Source organism: Metabacillus halosaccharovorans, from assembly GCF_002019635.1.
GTDB lineage: Bacteria > Bacillota > Bacilli > Bacillales > Bacillaceae > Metabacillus > Metabacillus halosaccharovorans.
The window spans coordinates 1,657,303-1,676,473 of the sequence record NZ_KV917372.1 but is presented as its reverse complement, the minus strand read 5'-3'; the positions used below and the strand labels follow the sequence as shown (position 1 = coordinate 1,676,473).

Annotated in this window: 13 protein-coding genes; 12 read left to right on the top strand and 1 reads right to left on the bottom strand. The window is 36.8% G+C overall.

Annotated elements, in window-relative coordinates; all coding sequences use genetic code 11:
* Positions 1 to 6: 6 nt before the first annotated feature.
* The 5 genes from BK577_RS22270 (at position 7) to BK577_RS22250 (ending at position 6,083) form a co-directional block, all read left to right on the top strand.
* A complete protein-coding gene (locus BK577_RS22270; RefSeq protein ID WP_078434956.1) occupies positions 7 to 2,841 on the top strand; it encodes an ABC transporter permease in 2,835 nt (944 codons plus the stop codon).
* A gap of 1 nt (position 2,842) precedes the next feature.
* Positions 2,843 to 3,715, top strand: coding sequence for an ABC transporter ATP-binding protein (locus BK577_RS22265; RefSeq protein WP_078434955.1), 873 nt, complete (start codon positions 2,843 to 2,845; stop codon positions 3,713 to 3,715).
* A 248-nt stretch (positions 3,716 to 3,963) separates the two neighbouring features.
* Positions 3,964 to 4,560: a YesL family protein gene (locus tag BK577_RS22260; protein WP_078434954.1), complete on the top strand. Its 597-nt coding sequence runs from the start codon at positions 3,964 to 3,966 to the stop codon at positions 4,558 to 4,560.
* 195 nt (positions 4,561 to 4,755) lie between these two features.
* The gene (locus BK577_RS22255) at positions 4,756 to 5,868 is read left to right on the top strand and encodes a Gfo/Idh/MocA family protein (RefSeq protein WP_078434953.1); all 1,113 of its coding nucleotides are present in this window, start codon (positions 4,756 to 4,758) and stop codon (positions 5,866 to 5,868) included.
* A gap of 14 nt (positions 5,869 to 5,882) precedes the next feature.
* The gene (locus BK577_RS22250; protein WP_078434952.1) at positions 5,883 to 6,083 is read left to right on the top strand and encodes a hypothetical protein; all 201 of its coding nucleotides are present in this window, start codon (positions 5,883 to 5,885) and stop codon (positions 6,081 to 6,083) included.
* Between the two features lie 54 nt (positions 6,084 to 6,137).
* Here the strand turns inward: BK577_RS22250 and BK577_RS26205 are convergent, their stop codons facing one another.
* Positions 6,138 to 6,305, bottom strand: coding sequence for a hypothetical protein (locus tag BK577_RS26205; protein ID WP_169908444.1), 168 nt, complete (start codon positions 6,303 to 6,305; stop codon positions 6,138 to 6,140).
* Between the two features lie 331 nt (positions 6,306 to 6,636).
* On the opposite strand from BK577_RS26205, the gene BK577_RS22245 reads away from it, so the two are divergent.
* The 7 genes from BK577_RS22245 to glpK all read left to right on the top strand — a co-directional run bounded on the left by BK577_RS22245 (position 6,637) and on the right by glpK (position 19,135).
* Complete coding sequence (locus tag BK577_RS22245) at positions 6,637 to 7,599, top strand: ABC transporter permease (RefSeq protein ID WP_245823556.1); 963 nt, start codon at positions 6,637 to 6,639, stop codon at positions 7,597 to 7,599.
* A 12-nt stretch (positions 7,600 to 7,611) separates the two neighbouring features.
* The gene (locus tag BK577_RS22240) at positions 7,612 to 8,481 is read left to right on the top strand and encodes a carbohydrate ABC transporter permease (RefSeq protein ID WP_078434950.1); all 870 of its coding nucleotides are present in this window, start codon (positions 7,612 to 7,614) and stop codon (positions 8,479 to 8,481) included.
* A gap of 59 nt (positions 8,482 to 8,540) precedes the next feature.
* A complete protein-coding gene (locus BK577_RS22235; protein WP_078434949.1) occupies positions 8,541 to 10,049 on the top strand; it encodes an extracellular solute-binding protein in 1,509 nt (502 codons plus the stop codon).
* Between the two features lie 126 nt (positions 10,050 to 10,175).
* Positions 10,176 to 12,500: a helix-turn-helix transcriptional regulator gene (locus BK577_RS22230; RefSeq protein ID WP_078434948.1), complete on the top strand. Its 2,325-nt coding sequence runs from the start codon at positions 10,176 to 10,178 to the stop codon at positions 12,498 to 12,500.
* Positions 12,501 to 12,651: 151 nt separating this feature from the next.
* Entirely contained in the window at positions 12,652 to 15,927 is a 3,276-nt protein-coding gene (locus BK577_RS22225; protein WP_169908443.1) for a glycosyl hydrolase, read from the top strand.
* Between the two features lie 110 nt (positions 15,928 to 16,037).
* On the top strand, positions 16,038 to 17,321 hold the full coding sequence (locus tag BK577_RS22220; protein ID WP_078434946.1) for a Gfo/Idh/MocA family oxidoreductase: 1,284 nt from the start codon (positions 16,038 to 16,040) through the stop codon (positions 17,319 to 17,321).
* Between the two features lie 326 nt (positions 17,322 to 17,647).
* Positions 17,648 to 19,135: a glycerol kinase GlpK gene (gene glpK, locus BK577_RS22215; protein ID WP_078434945.1), complete on the top strand. Its 1,488-nt coding sequence runs from the start codon at positions 17,648 to 17,650 to the stop codon at positions 19,133 to 19,135.
* Positions 19,136 to 19,171 lie beyond the last annotated feature (36 nt).

The following is a 19,171-nucleotide window of genomic DNA, read 5'->3' as shown; positions in this document are numbered from 1 at the left end:
GACTAAGTGGCACTCTTAAAAATTATCTTTCAAAAAATGTGGAATAATAAATGGCTGACTTGTAGTTTATTTCTTGGTTTATTTATCACAGTCTCGCTTGTTTCAAGTATACCCACCTATACCTCAAGTGTTCTTCACAAGCTATTAGTAAAGGAACTAGAGCAACATCAAATTGATAAAAATCACTTTCCCGGGGAATTTTCATATATCACTACTTTTGAAAAAGATCAGAATTCTGTAGAAGCAACGAAAAAGATTGCTGACATTAATAAGCAAATTATTAGCAACACCGATCTTCCGCTTTTAGCGAATAAAACCATATTAAGTTCAGTTCCATTTGATATTTTTAATGAAAATAAAACGGAAACCGATAAACATGGGAGATTTGTTGGTTTAACTGATGTTGAAAAGCATATTACGATCACAGATGGTCGCATGCCTGCTGAAAAAAGTGAAGATGGAATTATTGAAGTTATCGTTCCGGAAACAACTTTACAAAAGAGGGGAATTGTTTTAAATACCCCCTTAATTGCGGTGGAGGGAGATCTTGAATTAACAGTTAAGCCAGTAGGGACGTTTCAGGCAGAAAATAAGAATGATCCGTATTGGTCGATTCCACCTGAACGCTATACAGACGACTTTATCGTTTTAGAAGACACATATCGAGAGGTGTTTTTTAAAAAAGAGCTTCTTTCATCTGCACGTTTTTTTTCAGCGTTTGATTATTATGCGATTATGAATGAGCACATCCCTTCCTTGCTTCAATTAAAAGATAAAGTGAAGGCAGACGTAAGTGATGTTGTGGATACACCTGTGATGGTTCAATTCCCAATTTCAGATATTTTGTCTTCTTATGAAAAGAAAGAGGAACAATTAAAAACCATGCTATGGTCATTGCATGTTCCTGTCCTTGTGATGCTTGCTTTGTACCTGTTTATGGTATCGAGATTAATTGTGAACAGACAATTAACAGAAATCGCCGTCTTATCAAGCCGTGGTGCTACAAGGTTTCAAATTATGAAAATCTACTTAATTGAGCTTGGCATTTTAGCAGGTCTAGCATTTTTAATCGGTCCTTATTTTGGAATGTTACTTTGTAAAATATTGGGGGGGACAAATGGTTTTCTGCAATTTGTTCAAAGAGAAGCCTTGCCTGTCAGTTTAGGCTATGAATCTTATCTATATGCTGCAGTAGCTGTTATATCTTCGGTATTTATGGTCATGATCCCAGTTTTTCAAGGATCTAATCAAAGCATTGTTCACCAAAAGCAAAATATGACAAAAGCTGTAACGAAAACAAGATGGTCAATATTAGTACTCGGTCTTGCCTTAATAGGTATCTCAATATACGGATTGTTTGTATTTAATACTAGGCAGCCAGCCGTTAGCCAAGATTATTCTGTTGATCCTATTTTATTTTTTATCCCGGCGCTTTTTGTGATTGGTTTGGGACTGCTGATTCTACATCTATATCCACTTCTACTGGCTGGGGTGTATAAGCTTGGGAAAAGATATTGGAATTTATCACTTTATAGTACCTTTATCCAAGTAGGTCGTTCGTTTAATCAATATCAATTTCTCATGCTGTTTTTAATGATGACAATTGGGATTGGCATTTTCAGTGCAAGTGCTGCCCGTACACTAAATGAAAATTTTGAACAGCAAATTCGTTATGAAAACGGAGCTGATGTAACGATTGATGTAAAATGGCCGAGCAATGAAGTGGCAGCGAGTTCAGTCTCTCCTTCTGTGACTTCAGGAGAACAGGTGACAGAACAAGAAGGGGAACCGTCAGAGGAGAACGAAACGCTCGTCACAGAAACTCAACTTGTTTACTCCGAGCCTTCCTTTGAACCATTTTTAAAGATGAAGGAAGTCGAGCATGCCGCAAAGGTATTAAAATTTGATGGAATCAGAGCAGAAGCAAAAGGGAAAGCACTTTTCTCCTTTCAAGTAATGGGAATTGAACCAAAGGAGTTTGCGCAAACAGCTTGGTTTAGTCCGAATCTTCTTCCACATCATTGGTATGAATATTTGAATCTGCTATCACAGGAACAAAGCTCAGTCCTTATCTCAAGATCAGTTTCAAAAGCATTAGGAGTAAAAGAAGGAGATTACATTAAGGTTGAAGGAGATTACACGAACACCATGGAGGTTGTTGTGTATGGAATCATTGATTACTGGCCGAGTTTTCTACCTGAGAAAAAAGAAGAAGACGAGGAAGCACCGGCATTAATTGTAGCGAATTTACCTTATGTGCAAAATGCGATGGGATTAGAGCCTTATGAAGTTTGGTTAAAGGTAAAAAAGGATGCGTCTAGAAAAGATTTATATCAATCTCTTGATGAAACGAAGGACCCTATTATCATGATGAGTGATGTTCATCCAGACCTTGTAGAGCTAAAAAATGGAGCTTTTCTACTAGGGTTAAACGGAACTTTATCATTAGGATTTATCGTGTCAATCATTATCGCCTTTATCGGGTTTTTATTATTCTGGATTTTAACCATTAAATCACGTGTTCTCCAATATGGTGTATTCCGAGCAATGGGAATACCTTTAAAGAAATTAATAGGCATTCTTTTGTTTGAACAGGTTTTAACATCCGGATTTGCTTCTTTCATAGGAATCATTATTGGCGGTATAACAAGTGTTTTGTTTGTTCCTTTGTTTCACCTTTCAATGGAACAACAGCTGCCCTTTCAAGTGATTTTTGATCCAAGTGATGAGAGGAAAATTTATCTTTTTGTCGCTTTAATGCTATCAGCAGGTTTGACGATATTAGTTCTTCTTGTAAAGAAAATCAAAATCTATCAAGCGATTAAGTTAGGTGAGGATTAACATGATAGTGTGCAAAGATTTAATCAAAATATATAAAGTTGATGAAGAAAATGAAGTAATGGCGCTTCAAGGCCTGGATTTAGAGGTTGAAGAAGGCGAGCTAATGGGCATCATCGGAAGCAGTGGCAGCGGAAAATCAACGCTATTAAATATGCTAGGTGGATTAGACAGGCCAACTGCTGGCAAATGCTTGGTTGATGGAAAAGATCTATTGCGCTTACAAACGAAAGAACTTGTCAGCTATAAGCTTGAAACAGTCGGTTTTGTTTGGCAAAACAATGCACGTAATATCATTCCATACTTAACCGCTATTGAAAATGTAGAACTGCCCATGTTATTAAAAGGCCGACATAAACGCGAACGTGCAAAGGAATTGCTGGAATTGGTTGGGATGGGGCACCGTTATAACAACAAACTTACAATGCTTTCAGGTGGAGAGCAGCAGCGTGTTGCGATTGCCATTGCGCTTGCTAATGATCCAAAGTTGTTGCTGGCTGATGAACCAACAGGTAGTGTAGATAGCAAAACAGCCGATGTTGTCCTAGGTGTTTTTCGAGAATTGAATCGATCTCTTAAAAAGACGATTGTCATTGTATCCCATGATACAGAACTAACCAAAAAGCTTGATCGTGTTGTTGCGATAAGAGATGGAAAAACGTCTAGTGAAATCTTGCGGAAAACGTATGTTGAAGAACAATTTCAGGAAGCTGTTCAAGACGAGGAAACTCATGAAGAATTGGCTGTAATTGATCGTGCAGGCAGAATTCAGATCCCGAGGGATTACTTAGAATCGATTGAACTAGGTGACTCGAATAAGCTACGTGTTGAGCTCGAGGATGGCCGAATCGTCCTGGTAAATCCGAAAAGCAGCTAATTTTTGCGGTCTGCAAAAATAGAATGGGAATTTGCAAAAAAGCTATGGTAGTTTGCAAGAAAGTGAGAAAAGTTGCAAAAAAATGTGTCAGCTCTGCAAAAAAACCTTCTGAAGTTGCAAAAATCATAGGTAAACTAGGGAAAGAAAGATGTCAGTATGACAAATGAATAGTTAAATTGGAAGAAATTAAGTGGAACTGTCCTTAGTGTCTCAAACCTAAGGCTGTTCCAACTAAATGGGGTGAAAGAATGAACTTTATGAACGGTAAGTTTTTTCGAGTTTTAGAGATTCTCACAAACTTCTTTTTACTCAATCTCATCTGGTTACTAGCTTGTTTACCAGTTGTAACAATTTTTCCTGCAACAGCAGCAATGTTTGCAGTTAGTCGACAATGGATTCTTCATCATGATGAATCTGTCTTCAAAGCCTTCTTTAAACACTTCAAAGATAACTTGAAACAAAGCTTTATTATTGGTGTGCTTTGGTCGTTTTTTGCGCTTGTCTTATATATGAATTTTGTTTTACTCCTCGAGATTGAGTCTATTAAATTTGTACTGTTTCCATTTGTTATTTTATTTAGCGGGCTAATGTTATTAACGACTGTTTTTCTGTTTCCAGTGATGGTTCATTACGACTTACGTGTGCTGGATATTGTGAAAAACTCCTTTTTCCTAGCGATGGGGTTTCTCCCGAGAAGTTTGCTGGGAATTGGGGTTATGATCGGTATTTTCCTTCTATTTATATGGCAGCCGATGACAATATTCATCAGCTTTAGTATGGGTTGTTATTTTATTTTTCAAATTAGTAAAAAGGTGTTTGAAAAGAAGCAGATCGTGACTCCGTGAAGTTCTAAGATTATATAATAAATTAATAGAAAAATAAGTTGGAAGGATGAAGTTTAAGATAAAGAGTGTTCTCAAATCGTAATGGAGTCTATGGTGTTTTCTCCTGGCATGCAGGAATTTACAACAGAATTATTAGTACATTATTAAATAAATAATCATTTTGAAAAGTAAGCAATCAAAGAAGAGGTGAGTAACGTGAGAAAAATAAAGATTGGCTTAATTGGATGTGGACAAATCAGTACTATTTACCTTAAAAACTGTACGACTACTTTCCGTCACATTTTAGAGGTAGTGGCTTGTGCTGATTTAGTAGAAGAGCTTGCGCGGAAAAAGGCGGAAGAATTCAGAATACCAAAAGTATGCAGTGTTGATGAACTTTTGACAGATTCTAATGTGGAAATCGTGTTGAATCTCACTGCACCTGTCGCACATGCAGAAATTAATTTGAGAGCGCTTCAAAATGGTAAGCACGTTTATACAGAAAAACCATTTGCATTGACTAGAGAAGATGCGAATGAAGTATTAGCACTAGCAAATGAAAAGGGGTTAAGAGTCGGATGTGCCCCTGATACGTTTCTCGGAGGTGGTCTCCAAACTTGTCGTAAGATTATTGATGATGGATGGATCGGCACCCCGTATGCTGCAACAGGACTTATTTTAATGGGTAGTGCTTCTGATGGCATGCATCCAAACTTCCAAAACTTTTTAAAACTAGGTGGAGATCCACTGTTTGATATGTGCCCCTACTACATAACTGCACTCGTATCTTTATTAGGTCCGATCAAAAGAGTAACTGGCTCAGTTCAGCAGCTACACCAGAAAGTAACTGTGACAAATCCCGAATCACCTCGCTATGGAGAAACAGTGCCAGTCACTGCTCCAATGAATGTTTCTGCGACACTTGATCTTGCAAACGGTGTGATTGCTAGTTTACATGCAGCAAAAGAAAGCTTTGGCTATACACCACGATTTGAAATTTACGGAACCGATGCTATTTTATATGCAAATGATCCTAACTTCTTTAATGGAAGTATTACATTACTTCAAAAAAATGGCCAAGTCAAAGAAATTCCCTACACTCATGGATTTACAGAAGACAGCAGAGGAATCGGGTTGGCTGACATGGCATATGCGATCATGTCTGAAAGGCCCCATCGAGCATCCGGAGAATTGGCTGCACATGTTCTTGATGTGATGTTAGGTGTTTTCGAATCCTCGAGTAAGGAACAACACGTTAAGTTAGCAACTAATATTGAACGTCCAACGGCATTGCCTTTAGGTCTTGAATATAATGCGCTTGATTTTTAAATAGAGAGAAAGAGTTGTTTCTATATGTAGTTTCCAGCAGGATTTCAGTCAACCCAATTGTATCCGAACAGCAAAATAATTATATAGATACGGTTGCAAATGAATCGGCTCAAGCAGCTGCTTCAGGTTCATCTTTTGTCTTTACAATCAGCTTAAAATTAGCTGTCATTAATGTAGTTTTGTCTTTCTTTATTAAGAAACATGCACAATCATAAATCATATAACTAGTTAGCATAGTGAAAAAAGCATCCGGATGGATGCTTTTTTCACTATGCTTTAAAATAACTGACAGCTTTATGCAAATCTTCTGCCATTTGACTCAATAGTTCTGCAGATGAACTTACTTCTTCCATTGTCATGTTTTGTTCTTCAACAAAAGAAGATACGTTATATAGATTAGCTGTTGATTGTTCCACGATCTTTTTCGTATTTTTCATTCTATCTGTCACCTTTTGTGAATTTGAATGAATTTCGTTCACCATTTCTTCGACTGAAAGTGACTGTGAATAGTCATTTTCATAAAATTTCACCTCTGGGCTGTTAATAATGAACTATCGATATTATCAAGAGCAAACCTTAAAAACAACCTTATCCCCTTACAACACTAGCTCTCTCAAAAAAAGTCAATAAGAACGAAAAAGTACAATCCATAAAATTCTCGTAAAAAATAAAAAGTCTCATTGCAGGAAATGCGGGGGTGAAATACCGTTGAATTAATCAAATATGAAAGAGCAGGTTGAATTTCACAAAAAGAAGGAAGGTGTCGAATTGGAAAGAGAAATTGATCTACAACAAAAAGTAACCGTTTACAAAAAAGAGGCGAAGATAAGAAGTCTCTATAAACTACTGGCAAAAGATAAGTATTTATACCTTCTGGCATTACCGGGAATCATTTACTTTCTTGTAATTAAATACGTACCAATGCTGGGGATAGCAATTGCTTTCCAGGATTATTCACCTTATCTGGGGTTTGCGGAGAGCGAGTGGGTGGGGGTTAAGCACTTTCAAACACTTTTTGCAAATCCAGACTTTTGGTTGATTTTTCGAAATACGCTGGCTATTAGCTTTTTAAATTTACTATTGTTTTTTCCGTTGCCAATTATTTTGGCAATCATGCTTAATGAATTAAAAAGTCAATTTTACAAAAGAACCGTTCAATCCATTATTTATTTACCGCATTTTTTATCGTGGGTTATTATCGCGACATTGACGTTTATGATGCTATCACAATCAGAAGGGCTTATTAATCAGATTCTTGTCTTTTTCGGCTTTGAAAAAGTTCAATTTTTGACGAACCCTAATACCTTTTGGTTAATGTTAACGTCACAGTCAATATGGAAGGAAGTTGGATGGGGCACGATTATTTTCTTAGCAGCGATTGCCGGAGTGAATACCCAACTTTATGAAGCGGCGAAAATGGATGGAGCAAATCGATTTCAGCAAATATGGCATGTGACATTACCGGCGATTCGAAATGTCATTTTAATTCTTCTCATATTACGATTAGGCGATATTATGGAGGTAGGCTTTGAACAAGTTTTCCTTATGTATAACGGAGCTGTAGCAGAGGTAGCGGAAGTATTTGATACTTATGTATATCGAGTTGGTATTCAACAAGGACAATTTAGCTATAGTACTGCAATCGGGTTATTTAAATCATTGGTTGGGTTGATTTTGGTTGTAGGTGCGAATCATTTGGCAAAGAAATTTGGAGAAGAAGGTATTTATTAAGGGGGTGCTTTGATGAAGTCTTCTAGAGGAGATCGGATTTTTAATGTATGCAATATCGTAATTCTTGCTGTCGTTGCGTTGATTAGTCTTTTCCCAATTTATTATGTGTTTGTCGTTTCGTTTACAGATCCAACAGAGTATATCCAAAAGAACCTTGTTCTTTTTCCAGAGAATTGGTCTTTAGCATCTTATAAATATTTGCTATCAACAGATGCATTTCTTAACTCAATAGGAATTAGTACATTTTTAGCTGTTGTTGGTACATTTGTTAGTTTGCTCATTACATCGACGTTGGCTTATGCACTGTCACGAAAAAGATTTCGTGGAAGACGAATCATTCTACTATTCATTTTATTTACGATTCTTTTTAATCCGGGGATAATCCCGAATTATCTACTCGTAAAAGAGCTGGGATTGTTAAATAATATCTGGTCTGTCATCTTAGTATCGTTATCGAGCGGTTGGTATGTTATTTTGATGAAGGGTTTCTTTGATTCAATTCCTGAAACATTGGTAGAAGCAGCGACTATTGATGGATGTAATGAGATTTCAGCTTTTTTTAAAATTGTTCTGCCACTTTCACTTCCGGCCATTGCGGCATTTGGTTTATTCTTCGCTGTAGCGTATTGGAATCAATATTTTAATGCTTTACTTTATTTAAATGACTCTAGTAAATGGCCGATTCAGGTCTTGCTGCAAAATATGCTGATTGACGCTTCGACTAGCAGTCTTGGTGATGTGGATCCACTTGTTCAGCCACCACCAAGTCAGACGTTGAAAATGGCAGCTGTTATTATCGCGATTACACCAATTTTGCTGGTATATCCATTTTTACAAAAGCATTTTGCAAAAGGGGTAATGATTGGTTCGATTAAGGAGTGAACTGGATTTTATATATTAAAATCTTATTCATAAAAAAATGTAAAAAGGGGAGACAAAAGATGGGAAAAAGAAAGGTGAATTTGCTATTAGTCCTTACACTAGTATTCTCAATGATTTTGACAGCATGTTCTTCAGAGAAAAAATCATCGACTGAAGAGAGTGGGGGAGAGGGTCCGACTGAGATTCGTGTAATGAGTCACTTTTTTAATCCAACACCGCCATCTGATGACAGTGAAGTGAAAAAAGAGATTGAGAAAGCGACAAACACGAAGTTAAATATCGAATGGGTGTCAGCAAATAACTATGGAGATAAACTGAATGTTATGTTGGCATCTGGAGATTTACCTGACTTATTGTTAATTCCAGATCCCTTTCAACCAGTCTTTCGACAAGCTGCAGAGCAAGGTGCTTTTTGGGATGTTTCACCTTATATCAAAGATTATCCAAATCTAAATAAAACAATCGATCCAATTGCTTGGGACTTAACAAAAATGAATGGAGGAAATTTTGGTATACCTCGCCCTAGACCAACTGATGGAGAAACATTCTTTGTTCTTCGGAAAGATTGGTTGGATAATGTAGGATTAGACGTTCCAACGACGTCCGATGAATTATATGAGGTTATGAAGGCGTTTACACAGGAAGATCCTGACCAAAATGGAAAAGATGATACAATTGGGATTGCAGGTCAAATTAATCCAACTGATATGGGAAGTTTAGGAAACTTTGAAGGGATCTTTACTGGAGCTACAGGAAATTGGAAAGAGGTCGATGGCGAGCTCGTTCATACAGCAACTCTGCCGGAAATGAAAGATGCACTTGAATTTTTAGCACGTGCATATAAAGAAAAACTAATTCCAGAGGATTTTGCTTCTATGCAGATCTCACAAGTAAAAGAAATGTTTCAAGGGAATAAAGCAGGTATAGTCAGTGAAAAAACTGGAGCGATGCAAGAGAACTTTGATCCGCTCTCTAAAATCGTAGAAAGTTTTGATTTTATGAATCTATATCCTGTTACTAGTATCAATGATTATAACCCGAAAGGTGCAGGATTCTCAGGTATGAATGCAATTCCTAAAAGTGTTCCAGAAGAAAAAATGAAGAAAATCTTAGCTATGTTGGATCGTTGGGTGGAAGAAGATGTATTTTCTCTTCATAAACAGGGAATAGAGGGAGTCCACCACAAGGTTGAAAACGGTGAAGTGGTTGTTGATACAGAAAAAATGGTTAAGGATGCAGTGGCAGACTTTAATCAAATACTGTACGTATCTGATCCATATGCTAGTACAGTAAAACCAACATTCCCGGAAGAAGTGCAGAAATTTTACGCAGAAGTTCAAGATGAACGAGCTAAGAACAGTGTTGCAGATGTAAGCATTGGGTTGTATTCTGAAACAGGTCAAACGTACTTACCTGAATTAACGAAAAAAATAATGGACTTAAAAACAAAGATTATCTTAGGCAGAGAGTCCATAAGTGCGTGGGATTCTTTTGTAACTGAACTTAAGGCTGATCAAAACTTTATTAAGCTAACAGAAGAAATGAATCAATCTTACAAAGAAAGATAATGGAAAGAAAGAGAGGTTTTCACTGCTTTGTGTAGGCAAAACCTCTCTTTTTTGTATTAAGAAAATTCTGATTATGTGATACACTGAATTTTATGTAAGTGCTTACATTTAAGGGAGGGTTGAACATTGAAAAAACTGAAGGGGCTGTTACATCAAGTTATAAATTTCCGATCAAAAAGCTATTATCAAAAAAATTTAATTACACTATTAATTCTAGCTAGTTTACCAGGTATGATAATAGGCTTTGTTATGTTTGTTATTAGCAAAGCGCATATTGAAGGTGAACTAAAGAAAATTCATGAAAACCATTTATATAGCACAATGAAAACAATTGAAGAACAGTTTTCATATGTTGAAGAATTAGTGGCTCATTGGGCAGTAGACTCCACCTTTAAGGAAAATTATCAAGAAATAGATTTGGCTATTAAGTATAAAGAGATTCATGAATTATATCAATCTCTTCTAATTATGGAGGGGTCAAACCACCTTATTGATCAAGTCGAACTATATATTAACAAACCAACGCCATTAGTTTTCACAAAGGACAGATACAGACATTTAGTACAAGCAGAGCAAATCAATGCTTTTGATCATTTTGTTAAAGGAGAACGTACACTGTATTGGATAAAAAGTGAAGATCAGGAATACTCGCCTTTAAGGCTGGTACATAAAATACCAGGCGGTGTTGAACAGCCTTATGGAGCCATTATCGTTTCGTTAAATAAGGCAAAGATGGCGAATTTATTGAGGGCTCCCTATGAAGAAGGAACTGCATTTTTATTAACAGACAAGGGTCAATGGCTGTTTGGTAACAGCAGTAGAATGGAACCTTCTGGGATGGATCAAGCTATTCTTAAAGAAATAAAAACTCTTAAAAATTCAACAGACACATTCTTATTTGAATGGAATCAATCTACTTATTCTGTCACATATGAAACCTTCACCCGGTTAGGAAAAACGTGGATTTACGCATCAGCTGCACCATTATCAACCATTACAGCACCTGTTCTTATCGTTTCAAAATGGATGATTGGCGTAAGTTTTGGAATACTCATCATTGCTATTATTTTATCAATTATTGTTTCTAAACGACTATATTCACCACTTGATCAATTACTCCAGAAATTAAATGAACATAAACATGAACATCCCCTTCCAAACGTCAATAATGAGTTTGAATTAATTGAGGAAAAATGGAATAACCTCTCAAAGGAAAGCCGTACACTAAAAACACAATTAGAATCACAGCTGCCTTATATGCGAGAAGGATTTCTTTTGCAGCTTATTCATGGATATCTTTATTCGTTAAGTGAATCTGAGCTAAAGGAACGTATGCAGAAATTCGGCTGGAAGCAAGATGGATACAGATATTTGCCGATTTTTATCCAGTTATTTGGATACGGTAGATTAGAAGATACCGAAAAAGATGATGAGGGTCTGCTTACATTTGTTGCAGCTAATAGTGTAGAAGATGTATTACAGGAAATCGATATTGATACTAGTGTCATTAATTTTCATGACCTTTCTTTATGTGTTTTGTTCTTTATACCTGGAAACATGGACAAGAGTGAAGTAACAAAGAAAATGAATGAATTAATTCATAAGATCATTAGTGGAATTAACCATACAACACAAATGGATGTGTCAATTTGTATTGGAAGAATGGCAGATACAGTGAAGGCTATTCCGAATATTTTCGAGGAAACAAAAATATCACTAAGCTTCCGTAATCTGCAGGAGAGAAATCAGATAATTGAAATTGAAAACTTGGAATTATTGGACAAGTCAATTCAGTTTGAGTACCCATTTGATGTAGAAAAGGAAATCATCCACTCTATTCGTTTAAGAATGGAACAGGATACAATGTCGCATTTGAATAAGTTTGTCCAAATCCTTTCTAATGTAAATGAAGCGGTTATGAAACAAGGAATGTATCAATTATTAGGAAGAATCGTAGAGGTTGAAATGCAATCAGGTCTTATGCTGAATACGGTATTTGAAAGAGCCAATTTATATGAGCAGCTTGGTCAGATTCGTGAGCCTGATGAAGTGGAGTTATGGTTTAAACATGAGGTTATACTACCACTGCTTGAACAACTCTCTCGAAAACAAGATGAACGAATGAAACAATTAATTGAAAAAGTGACATTTTTACTTCAGGAGAAGTATATGGAAGATATTTCATTGGACTACTGCGCAGATCACGTGAATTTGAGTCCTTCACTTCTTAGTAAGGTATTTAAAGATATAGTAGGGTTGAATTTTATTGATTATCTAACGAATATACGCTTATCGAAAGCAAAAGAACTTCTTGTTCATACAGATATGAAAATTAATGAAATTGCAGAAACAATCGGCTATAAAAATAGTTACTTTAACAGACTATTTAAAAAGCATGAGGGGTATACACCCGGGCAATATCGTGAAATGAAAAGAGATCAAGTTGGATAAAAAGCGAGTAGGGGGATGAATTTCCCGCACTTTATTCTATTGAAAAAAGTGCAACTTTCATAAAAAAGTCCTATTGATAAGAAAAAATGTATGATTGATGGAAACGCTACCAAATTGTATAGTAAAGAGCAAAAGAGAAGGAGGATCACCAATGTCTAATGTGCCAACGAAGTTAGGTAATCCAGTGTTTACGAAACAAGACTTTCTCAACCCGAAGTCTTCCTACCGTGTTCAGCCTTTTTGGTTTTGGAACGGTGAGATGGAAGAAAGTGAAATAGAACATCAGATTAAGGAAATGGCAGATAAAGGAGTAGGCGGGTTTTTTATATGTCCACGACAAGGTTTAACGATTCCTTACCTGTCTGAAGAGTGGTTTGAAAAAGTGAGGTTTGCAGTTGAAACAGCGAAAAAATTTCAACTTGAGGTGTGGTTATATGATGAATATCCATATCCAAGTGGAATAGCTGGTGGAGAGGTTACATTAGAGCATCCGGAAGCCAAACAATATCAACTTGTCCATAAAGATATAAAGGTAGAGGGAGAAGAGTCCTGCAGCCTTGATTTACCATGGGGCCGAATTTTATCTGCTAGAGCTGTTCCGATAGATCCGACAACAGGAAAGCGGCACTGGGATCAAGCTTGTAATATTGAAGATTATATCGGGAATTATCAGGCAGAACAGGTGTTTCAAAAGACCGGTTTAACAGCTTACAATCAAAAACGCTATTTTACTTATCAAACTCGGAAAAAATTAAACTGGCAGGCTCCTAAAGGTAAATGGGAGATTCATTGTTTCTTAGAAGTGGAAATTGATGATTTTAAGTATTATGGAACTTTTGTTGATCCATGTCATGAAGAGGCGATAAAAACATTTATTAATTTGACCCATAATCGCTATGCAAAGAAACTAGGTGAGGAATTTGGTCAGACGGTAAAAGGCATGTTTACAGATGAAACAGGTTTATTGGGGAAAATCCCCTGGAGTACTCAGCTCCTAACCTTTTTCAAACAAACAAAGGGCTATGATCTAAAAGATTATTTACATGCTCTTATTGATGATCAAACAGATGAAACAGCTAAGGTTCGCTATGATTATTTTCAATCAATCCATCTTTTATTAAGAAAAACGTATCACAAGCAAATTCATGATTGGTGTGAAGAACATGGTATTCAATATGTTGCAGAAGTACCGTCTGTTCGAATGACCTCTCAAGCTTATAGCCATGTACCAGGTGGTGATAGTGCTCATGAAAAGCTTGGCAGGTCTTTACAGTGGATTCTGGATGAATATGGAACAAGCTTTAGAGCAAATCCAAAATTAGTCAGTTCCCTTGCTAATCAGCTTGGAAGAGAACGTATCTTAATTGAATGTTTCCATAGTATTGGTTGGTCAATGACACTTCAGGATGCTAAGTGGATGTTAGATCGATTAGCAGCATTCGGAATTAATTTCTATAATTTCCATGCTTTTTTCTATACATTAGACGGATTGAAAAAGCATGATGCGCCACCATCACAATTTCTTCAAAATCCATACTGGGAGCACTTTCGTTTGTTAGGAGATTACGCAGGACGACTTGGATATGTAATGAGCTGCGGTAAACCCATGAGAAACATTGCTGTTCTTGATCCGACAACAAGTTTATGGACACATTTGGGGAACCCGTTCCACAGCTTTCATTATAGTGGAGATGAGAAGGAAGAAGAAAATAGATTAAATAAGCTGAAAAAGGATTGGACCACACTATGTCAGCAACTAACACTGCATCATAAAGATTATGATCACTTAGACCCGGAATTACTAGCTGAAGCGGTTGTAGAAGATGGGAAAATAAAGCTTGGAAATGCAGAATACTCAGTTCTTATTCTACCGCCACTTTCTAATATTGAAATGAAAGCATGGGAAAAAATCAAGGAATTTCTTGATCATGATGGAATTGTCATAGCCAATGGGTTGCTTCCATTTGAACGAATTCAAGATGATTTTCAATTTGTTGAGATTCTGAACGCTTTTGGCTTGGAAAAAAATACGGAAACTTTTTATTTCACGGAGGAATCACAATCTATTGAATCTGAAAAATGGATAAAAGGCAATGGCAATGCTTATTTTATACCAAAGAACGAAATACAAGTGCAAACACTGCTTACTCTATTAAATGAGTTTCTACATGAGAAGATTCTTTTTGAACCGGCGAATAAGAGTAAAAGCTTTCTTGTTGAAAAAAGAATTCTGCAGGATGATTCAATTCTTGTGTTTATGAGTAACCAAGAAGGTGGAGAGCATAAAGCATCCCTTTATTATCATTCATTAGACGAGGGGGATGATTATATGTTTCAAGCATTAAATTTGGAAACTGGTCAAATTGATATGCTTCATGCGGAAACGGAAGAAGAGAGCATAAAAGTTTCATTACATTTCAGTCCATTCCAATCTCATTTAATTCAAATTACTAGAATTAAAAACGGAAATGAGGCAGAAACAAAGAGAGGAAATGATCAATTCATTTGGAATGTAAAAGCAAATGAAGCATGGCAAATGAAGCCCTTGCAAGATAATATTATACGATTTGATACGTTTGAGCTAAAGGTGAAAAGTGATCAAGAAGCGCAATATACTAATTCCGGTTCAGAGGTACACGTAAAAACCTTTATCGATCAATGTGCAGATTTTTCTGAGCAGCAAAATCTTCCATTAGCTTTTCATCAAGTATTTGGTACACCTATGAAAATGAATGTCAAATACCCACTTTCATGTACTTATGAAAAGGTCTTTGAAATTGAGTATCTGCCAGGTTATTGTTTTTTATTAATGGATCAAGAAGCAATTTCGGGTGAGTATCAAATATTGATAAACAATACGGCTGTATCTGAGTTTAAGAATCAGTTCGTATATGATCATCGTAATCAAACATGTGATATTACCGCCCTTCTGCAAAAGGGTCAAAATACACTTCGAGTTAACGTCACACTTCATCATGATGCTGACGGAGTAGTTGATCCGTTGTACTTACTTGGTCATTTTGGCGTCACTTTCGATTCAAATGCTCGTCCAGTCATGACGAAAATTGAACAAAACACATCGACGCCTATTCAGCATGGACCACTTCTGCAGCATCCCTATTACGCAGGAAAGACATTATTGAAGCGGAAGGAATCTTTAGAAAATATTCCAATAACTGAATATTTCACTCTTCATTTGAGTGACTTAGATAGGAATTTTCATGACTGTCTAGAAGTTATAGTAAATGGCTATTCCCTTGGAGTCAGAGCTTGGACACCTTATCAATGGGAAGGACCAACATCGATTCTTCAGCTTGGAGAAAATGAAATTGAAATCAAAGTTACGAACACATTAATTGGCCTATTAGAAGGAAAATCATTTGATTATGACACACACACATTAAAAAATGTGAACGAACTGGAATGAACTTATGACAAAAACAATTAAATTGTAAAAATCGAAAGACGAGTAGCATGAAAATCTAGCAGAAGTAATAAAGTGAAATGACATATAAAATTAATAGATAAGGAGTTTTTATTGTGAAAAAATATGTATTAGTAGGTACAGGTGGAAGAGCAGAGTTTTTTTACGGAGCCATTGTGCGAGACTTTAAGGAAACATGTCAGCTGGTAGCTTTTTGTGACTTGAATCAAACGAGAATGGATTATGCGAACCGTTTATTAGAAGAAAGATATGATCATCCTCAAATTAACACATACTTACACACAGACTTCGAACAGATGATTGAAAAGGAAAAGCCGGATACTGTGGTGGTAACTTCCGTTGACCGTACCCACCATACGTACATTATAAAAGCATTGGAACTTGGGTGTGATGTTGTTACCGAAAAGCCAATGACGGTTGATGCGGAGAAATGTCAGGCCATTATTGATACGGTGAATAAAACTGGTAAGGAAGTTCGCGTAGCCTTCAATTACCGCTATGCTCCTCATAACACAAAGCTTAGAGAACTTATTATGAATGATGTGATTGGTCAAGTAAACTCAGTCAATTTTGAATGGGCATTGGATACACAGCATGGTGCAGACTACTTCCGCAGATGGCACCGTGATAAGCGGAATAGCGGGGGGCTTCTTGTACATAAATCCACTCACCATTTTGATTTGGTTAATTTTTGGCTGGGGACAACACCTGAAACGGTTTATGCAGCCGGCGGATTACGTTTTTATGGTCGAGAAAATGCTGAATCAAGAGGTATAACCAAATTTTATCAACGTGCACATGGAAGCAAGTTTGCTAAGGAAGACCCATTCGCAATTGACTTGGAAGGAAATCCGCATTTAAAGGCTATGTACTTGGATGCAGAAATAGAAGATGGCTATCAACGAGATCAAAGTGTATTCGGTGATGGAATAAACATCGAGGATACACTAGGTGTGATGGTAACGTATAAGAATAAGGCAATTCTAAATTATTCCTTAAATGCTTATCTTCCATGGGAAGGATATATGGTGTCCTTCAATGGTACAAAAGGTAGAATTGAAGTCCGTATTCGTGAGCAATCATATATTAATTCAGGCGGGAGCAAGGATGAGGAAGGAAAGGTTCAAGAAAAATCGATTATGGTCATGCCTATGTTCGGTCAGCCTTATGAAGTAGAAGTAATTGAAGGAAAAGGCGGACACGGAGGTGGAGACCCTATTCTTTTACAAGATATCTTCGGAACTCCTGTAAAAGATGAATTCAATCGTGCGGCTACACATGTTGATGGTGCGATGTCGATTTTAACTGGAATTGCCGGAAACATCTCTCTTAGCACTGGTCAACCGGTGAAAGTTGATGAACTCATTAAGCTATAAGAGATTGATAGAGAGTAACGAGCGAATAATCGTTCTATAAGGAGTAAATTTAAAAACCAATTGACATCGTTTCCATAAACGAGATATAATTTTATACAAGTTAATAAGTGTGACGGAGATTAGGAGATTCACAGATAAATGCCAAAAATAGGGTGTTTTCTGCCGAATCTTCTTTTTTTTACTATCAGTAAGGATAAGTTTTTTATAGGAGATAGTATAAGAAAAACTAAGGCTTTCGCCATTATGACTTGGCGATGGACCAAATTTTTTTATTGAATTTTAACTCCGAAAGATAAATATTCACTTAGATTGCAGGAGGATTATTGATGGAAACATACATCTTATCATTAGATCAAGGTACAACAAGCTCAAGGGCGATAATATTTAATAAAAAGGGTGAAATTGTTCATACGGCCCAAAAGGAATTCAAACAATACTTCCCGCATTCTGGTTGGGTTGAGCATAATGCCAATGAGATCTGGGGTTCAGTTCTTGCTGTAATAGCAACTGCCTTATCAGAATCAAATATAAGAGCAGAACAAATAGAGGGAATAGGAATTACGAATCAACGTGAAACAACGGTTGTGTGGGATAAAGAGACAGGAGCACCTGTTTATCATGCGATTGTTTGGCAGTCAAGACAAACAAATGGAATTTGTGAAGAGCTTAAGCAAGGTGGCTATGAGCAGACCATTCGGAAAAAAACAGGGCTATTAATTGATCCTTATTTCTCCGGTACAAAAGTTAAATGGATACTGGATAATGTAGAAGGGGCGAGAAGTAAAGCCGAAGAGGGAAATTTGTTATTCGGTACAATTGACACTTGGCTTATTTGGAAGTTATCCGGTGGTAAAGCACATGTAACAGATTTTAGTAATGCTTCAAGAACGTTGATGTTTAATATTCATGAGTTAAAATGGGATGAAGAATTATTGGAAATACTAAATGTCCCATCCTCAATGTTGCCGGAGGTTCGATCATCCTCTGAAATTTATGCACATACAGTAGGATATCATTTCTTTGGTGAAGAAGTTCCTATCGCAGGAGCAGCGGGAGATCAACAAGCGGCAATGTTTGGACAAGCCTGCTTTGAAAAGGGGATGGGGAAAAGCACATATGGAACAGGCTGTTTTATGCTGATGAATACAGGTGAAAAAGCTGTTGAATCTGAGCATGGATTATTAACTACTATCGCTTGGGGAATAAACGGCAAAGTCGAGTATGCACTTGAAGGTAGTATTTTTATTGCAGGTGCAGCTATTCAATGGCTAAAAGACGGCATGAGAATGTTAAATTCAGCAAGTGATAGTGAGAAATATGCAAGAAGAGTGGACTCAACTGATGGTGTTTATGTGGTTCCAGCCTTCGTTGGTCTTGGTACACCATACTGGAACAGTGAAGTACGGGGATCTGTTTTTGGACTAACACGCGGAACAAGTAAAGAGCACTTTGTAAGAGCAACGATTGAATCACTTGCTTATCAAACGAAGGATGTATTATCTGTCATGGAAGTTGATTCGGGCATTGAGTTAAAAACACTCCGGGTTGATGGAGGAGTAGTCAAAAATAACTTCCTATTAGAATTTCAAAGTGATTTGTTAAATGTTTTGGTAGAAAGACCAGTTATCAATGAAACAACAGCACTTGGCGCAGCATACCTTGCTGGATTGGCTGTCGGTTATTGGGAGAGCCAAAAAGAAATTGAATCACAGTGGGCTGTAGATCAACAATTTGAGCCAAATATGGCACAAGAAAAACGTGATGAGCTATACGATGGCTGGAAAAAGGCAGTTCAAGCGGCAATGGTATTTTAATAATAAATGTAAGTAAAGATACACAAATAGAAATAA

Excerpts from the sequence above, each read along its gene's own strand:
- BK577_RS22265 (WP_078434955.1), top strand. The coding sequence starts at position 2,843 with ATGATAGTGTGCAAAGATTTAATCAAAATATATAAAGTTGATGAAGAA.
- BK577_RS22260 (WP_078434954.1), top strand. The coding sequence starts at position 3,964 with ATGAACTTTATGAACGGTAAGTTTTTTCGAGTTTTAGAGATTCTCACA.
- BK577_RS26205 (WP_169908444.1), bottom strand. The coding sequence starts at position 6,305 with ATGAAAAATACGAAAAAGATCGTGGAACAATCAACAGCTAATCTATAT.
- BK577_RS22240 (WP_078434950.1), top strand. The coding sequence starts at position 7,612 with ATGAAGTCTTCTAGAGGAGATCGGATTTTTAATGTATGCAATATCGTA.
- BK577_RS22235 (WP_078434949.1), top strand. The coding sequence starts at position 8,541 with ATGGGAAAAAGAAAGGTGAATTTGCTATTAGTCCTTACACTAGTATTC.
- BK577_RS22225 (WP_169908443.1), top strand. The coding sequence starts at position 12,652 with ATGTCTAATGTGCCAACGAAGTTAGGTAATCCAGTGTTTACGAAACAA.
- glpK (WP_078434945.1), top strand. The coding sequence starts at position 17,648 with ATGGAAACATACATCTTATCATTAGATCAAGGTACAACAAGCTCAAGG.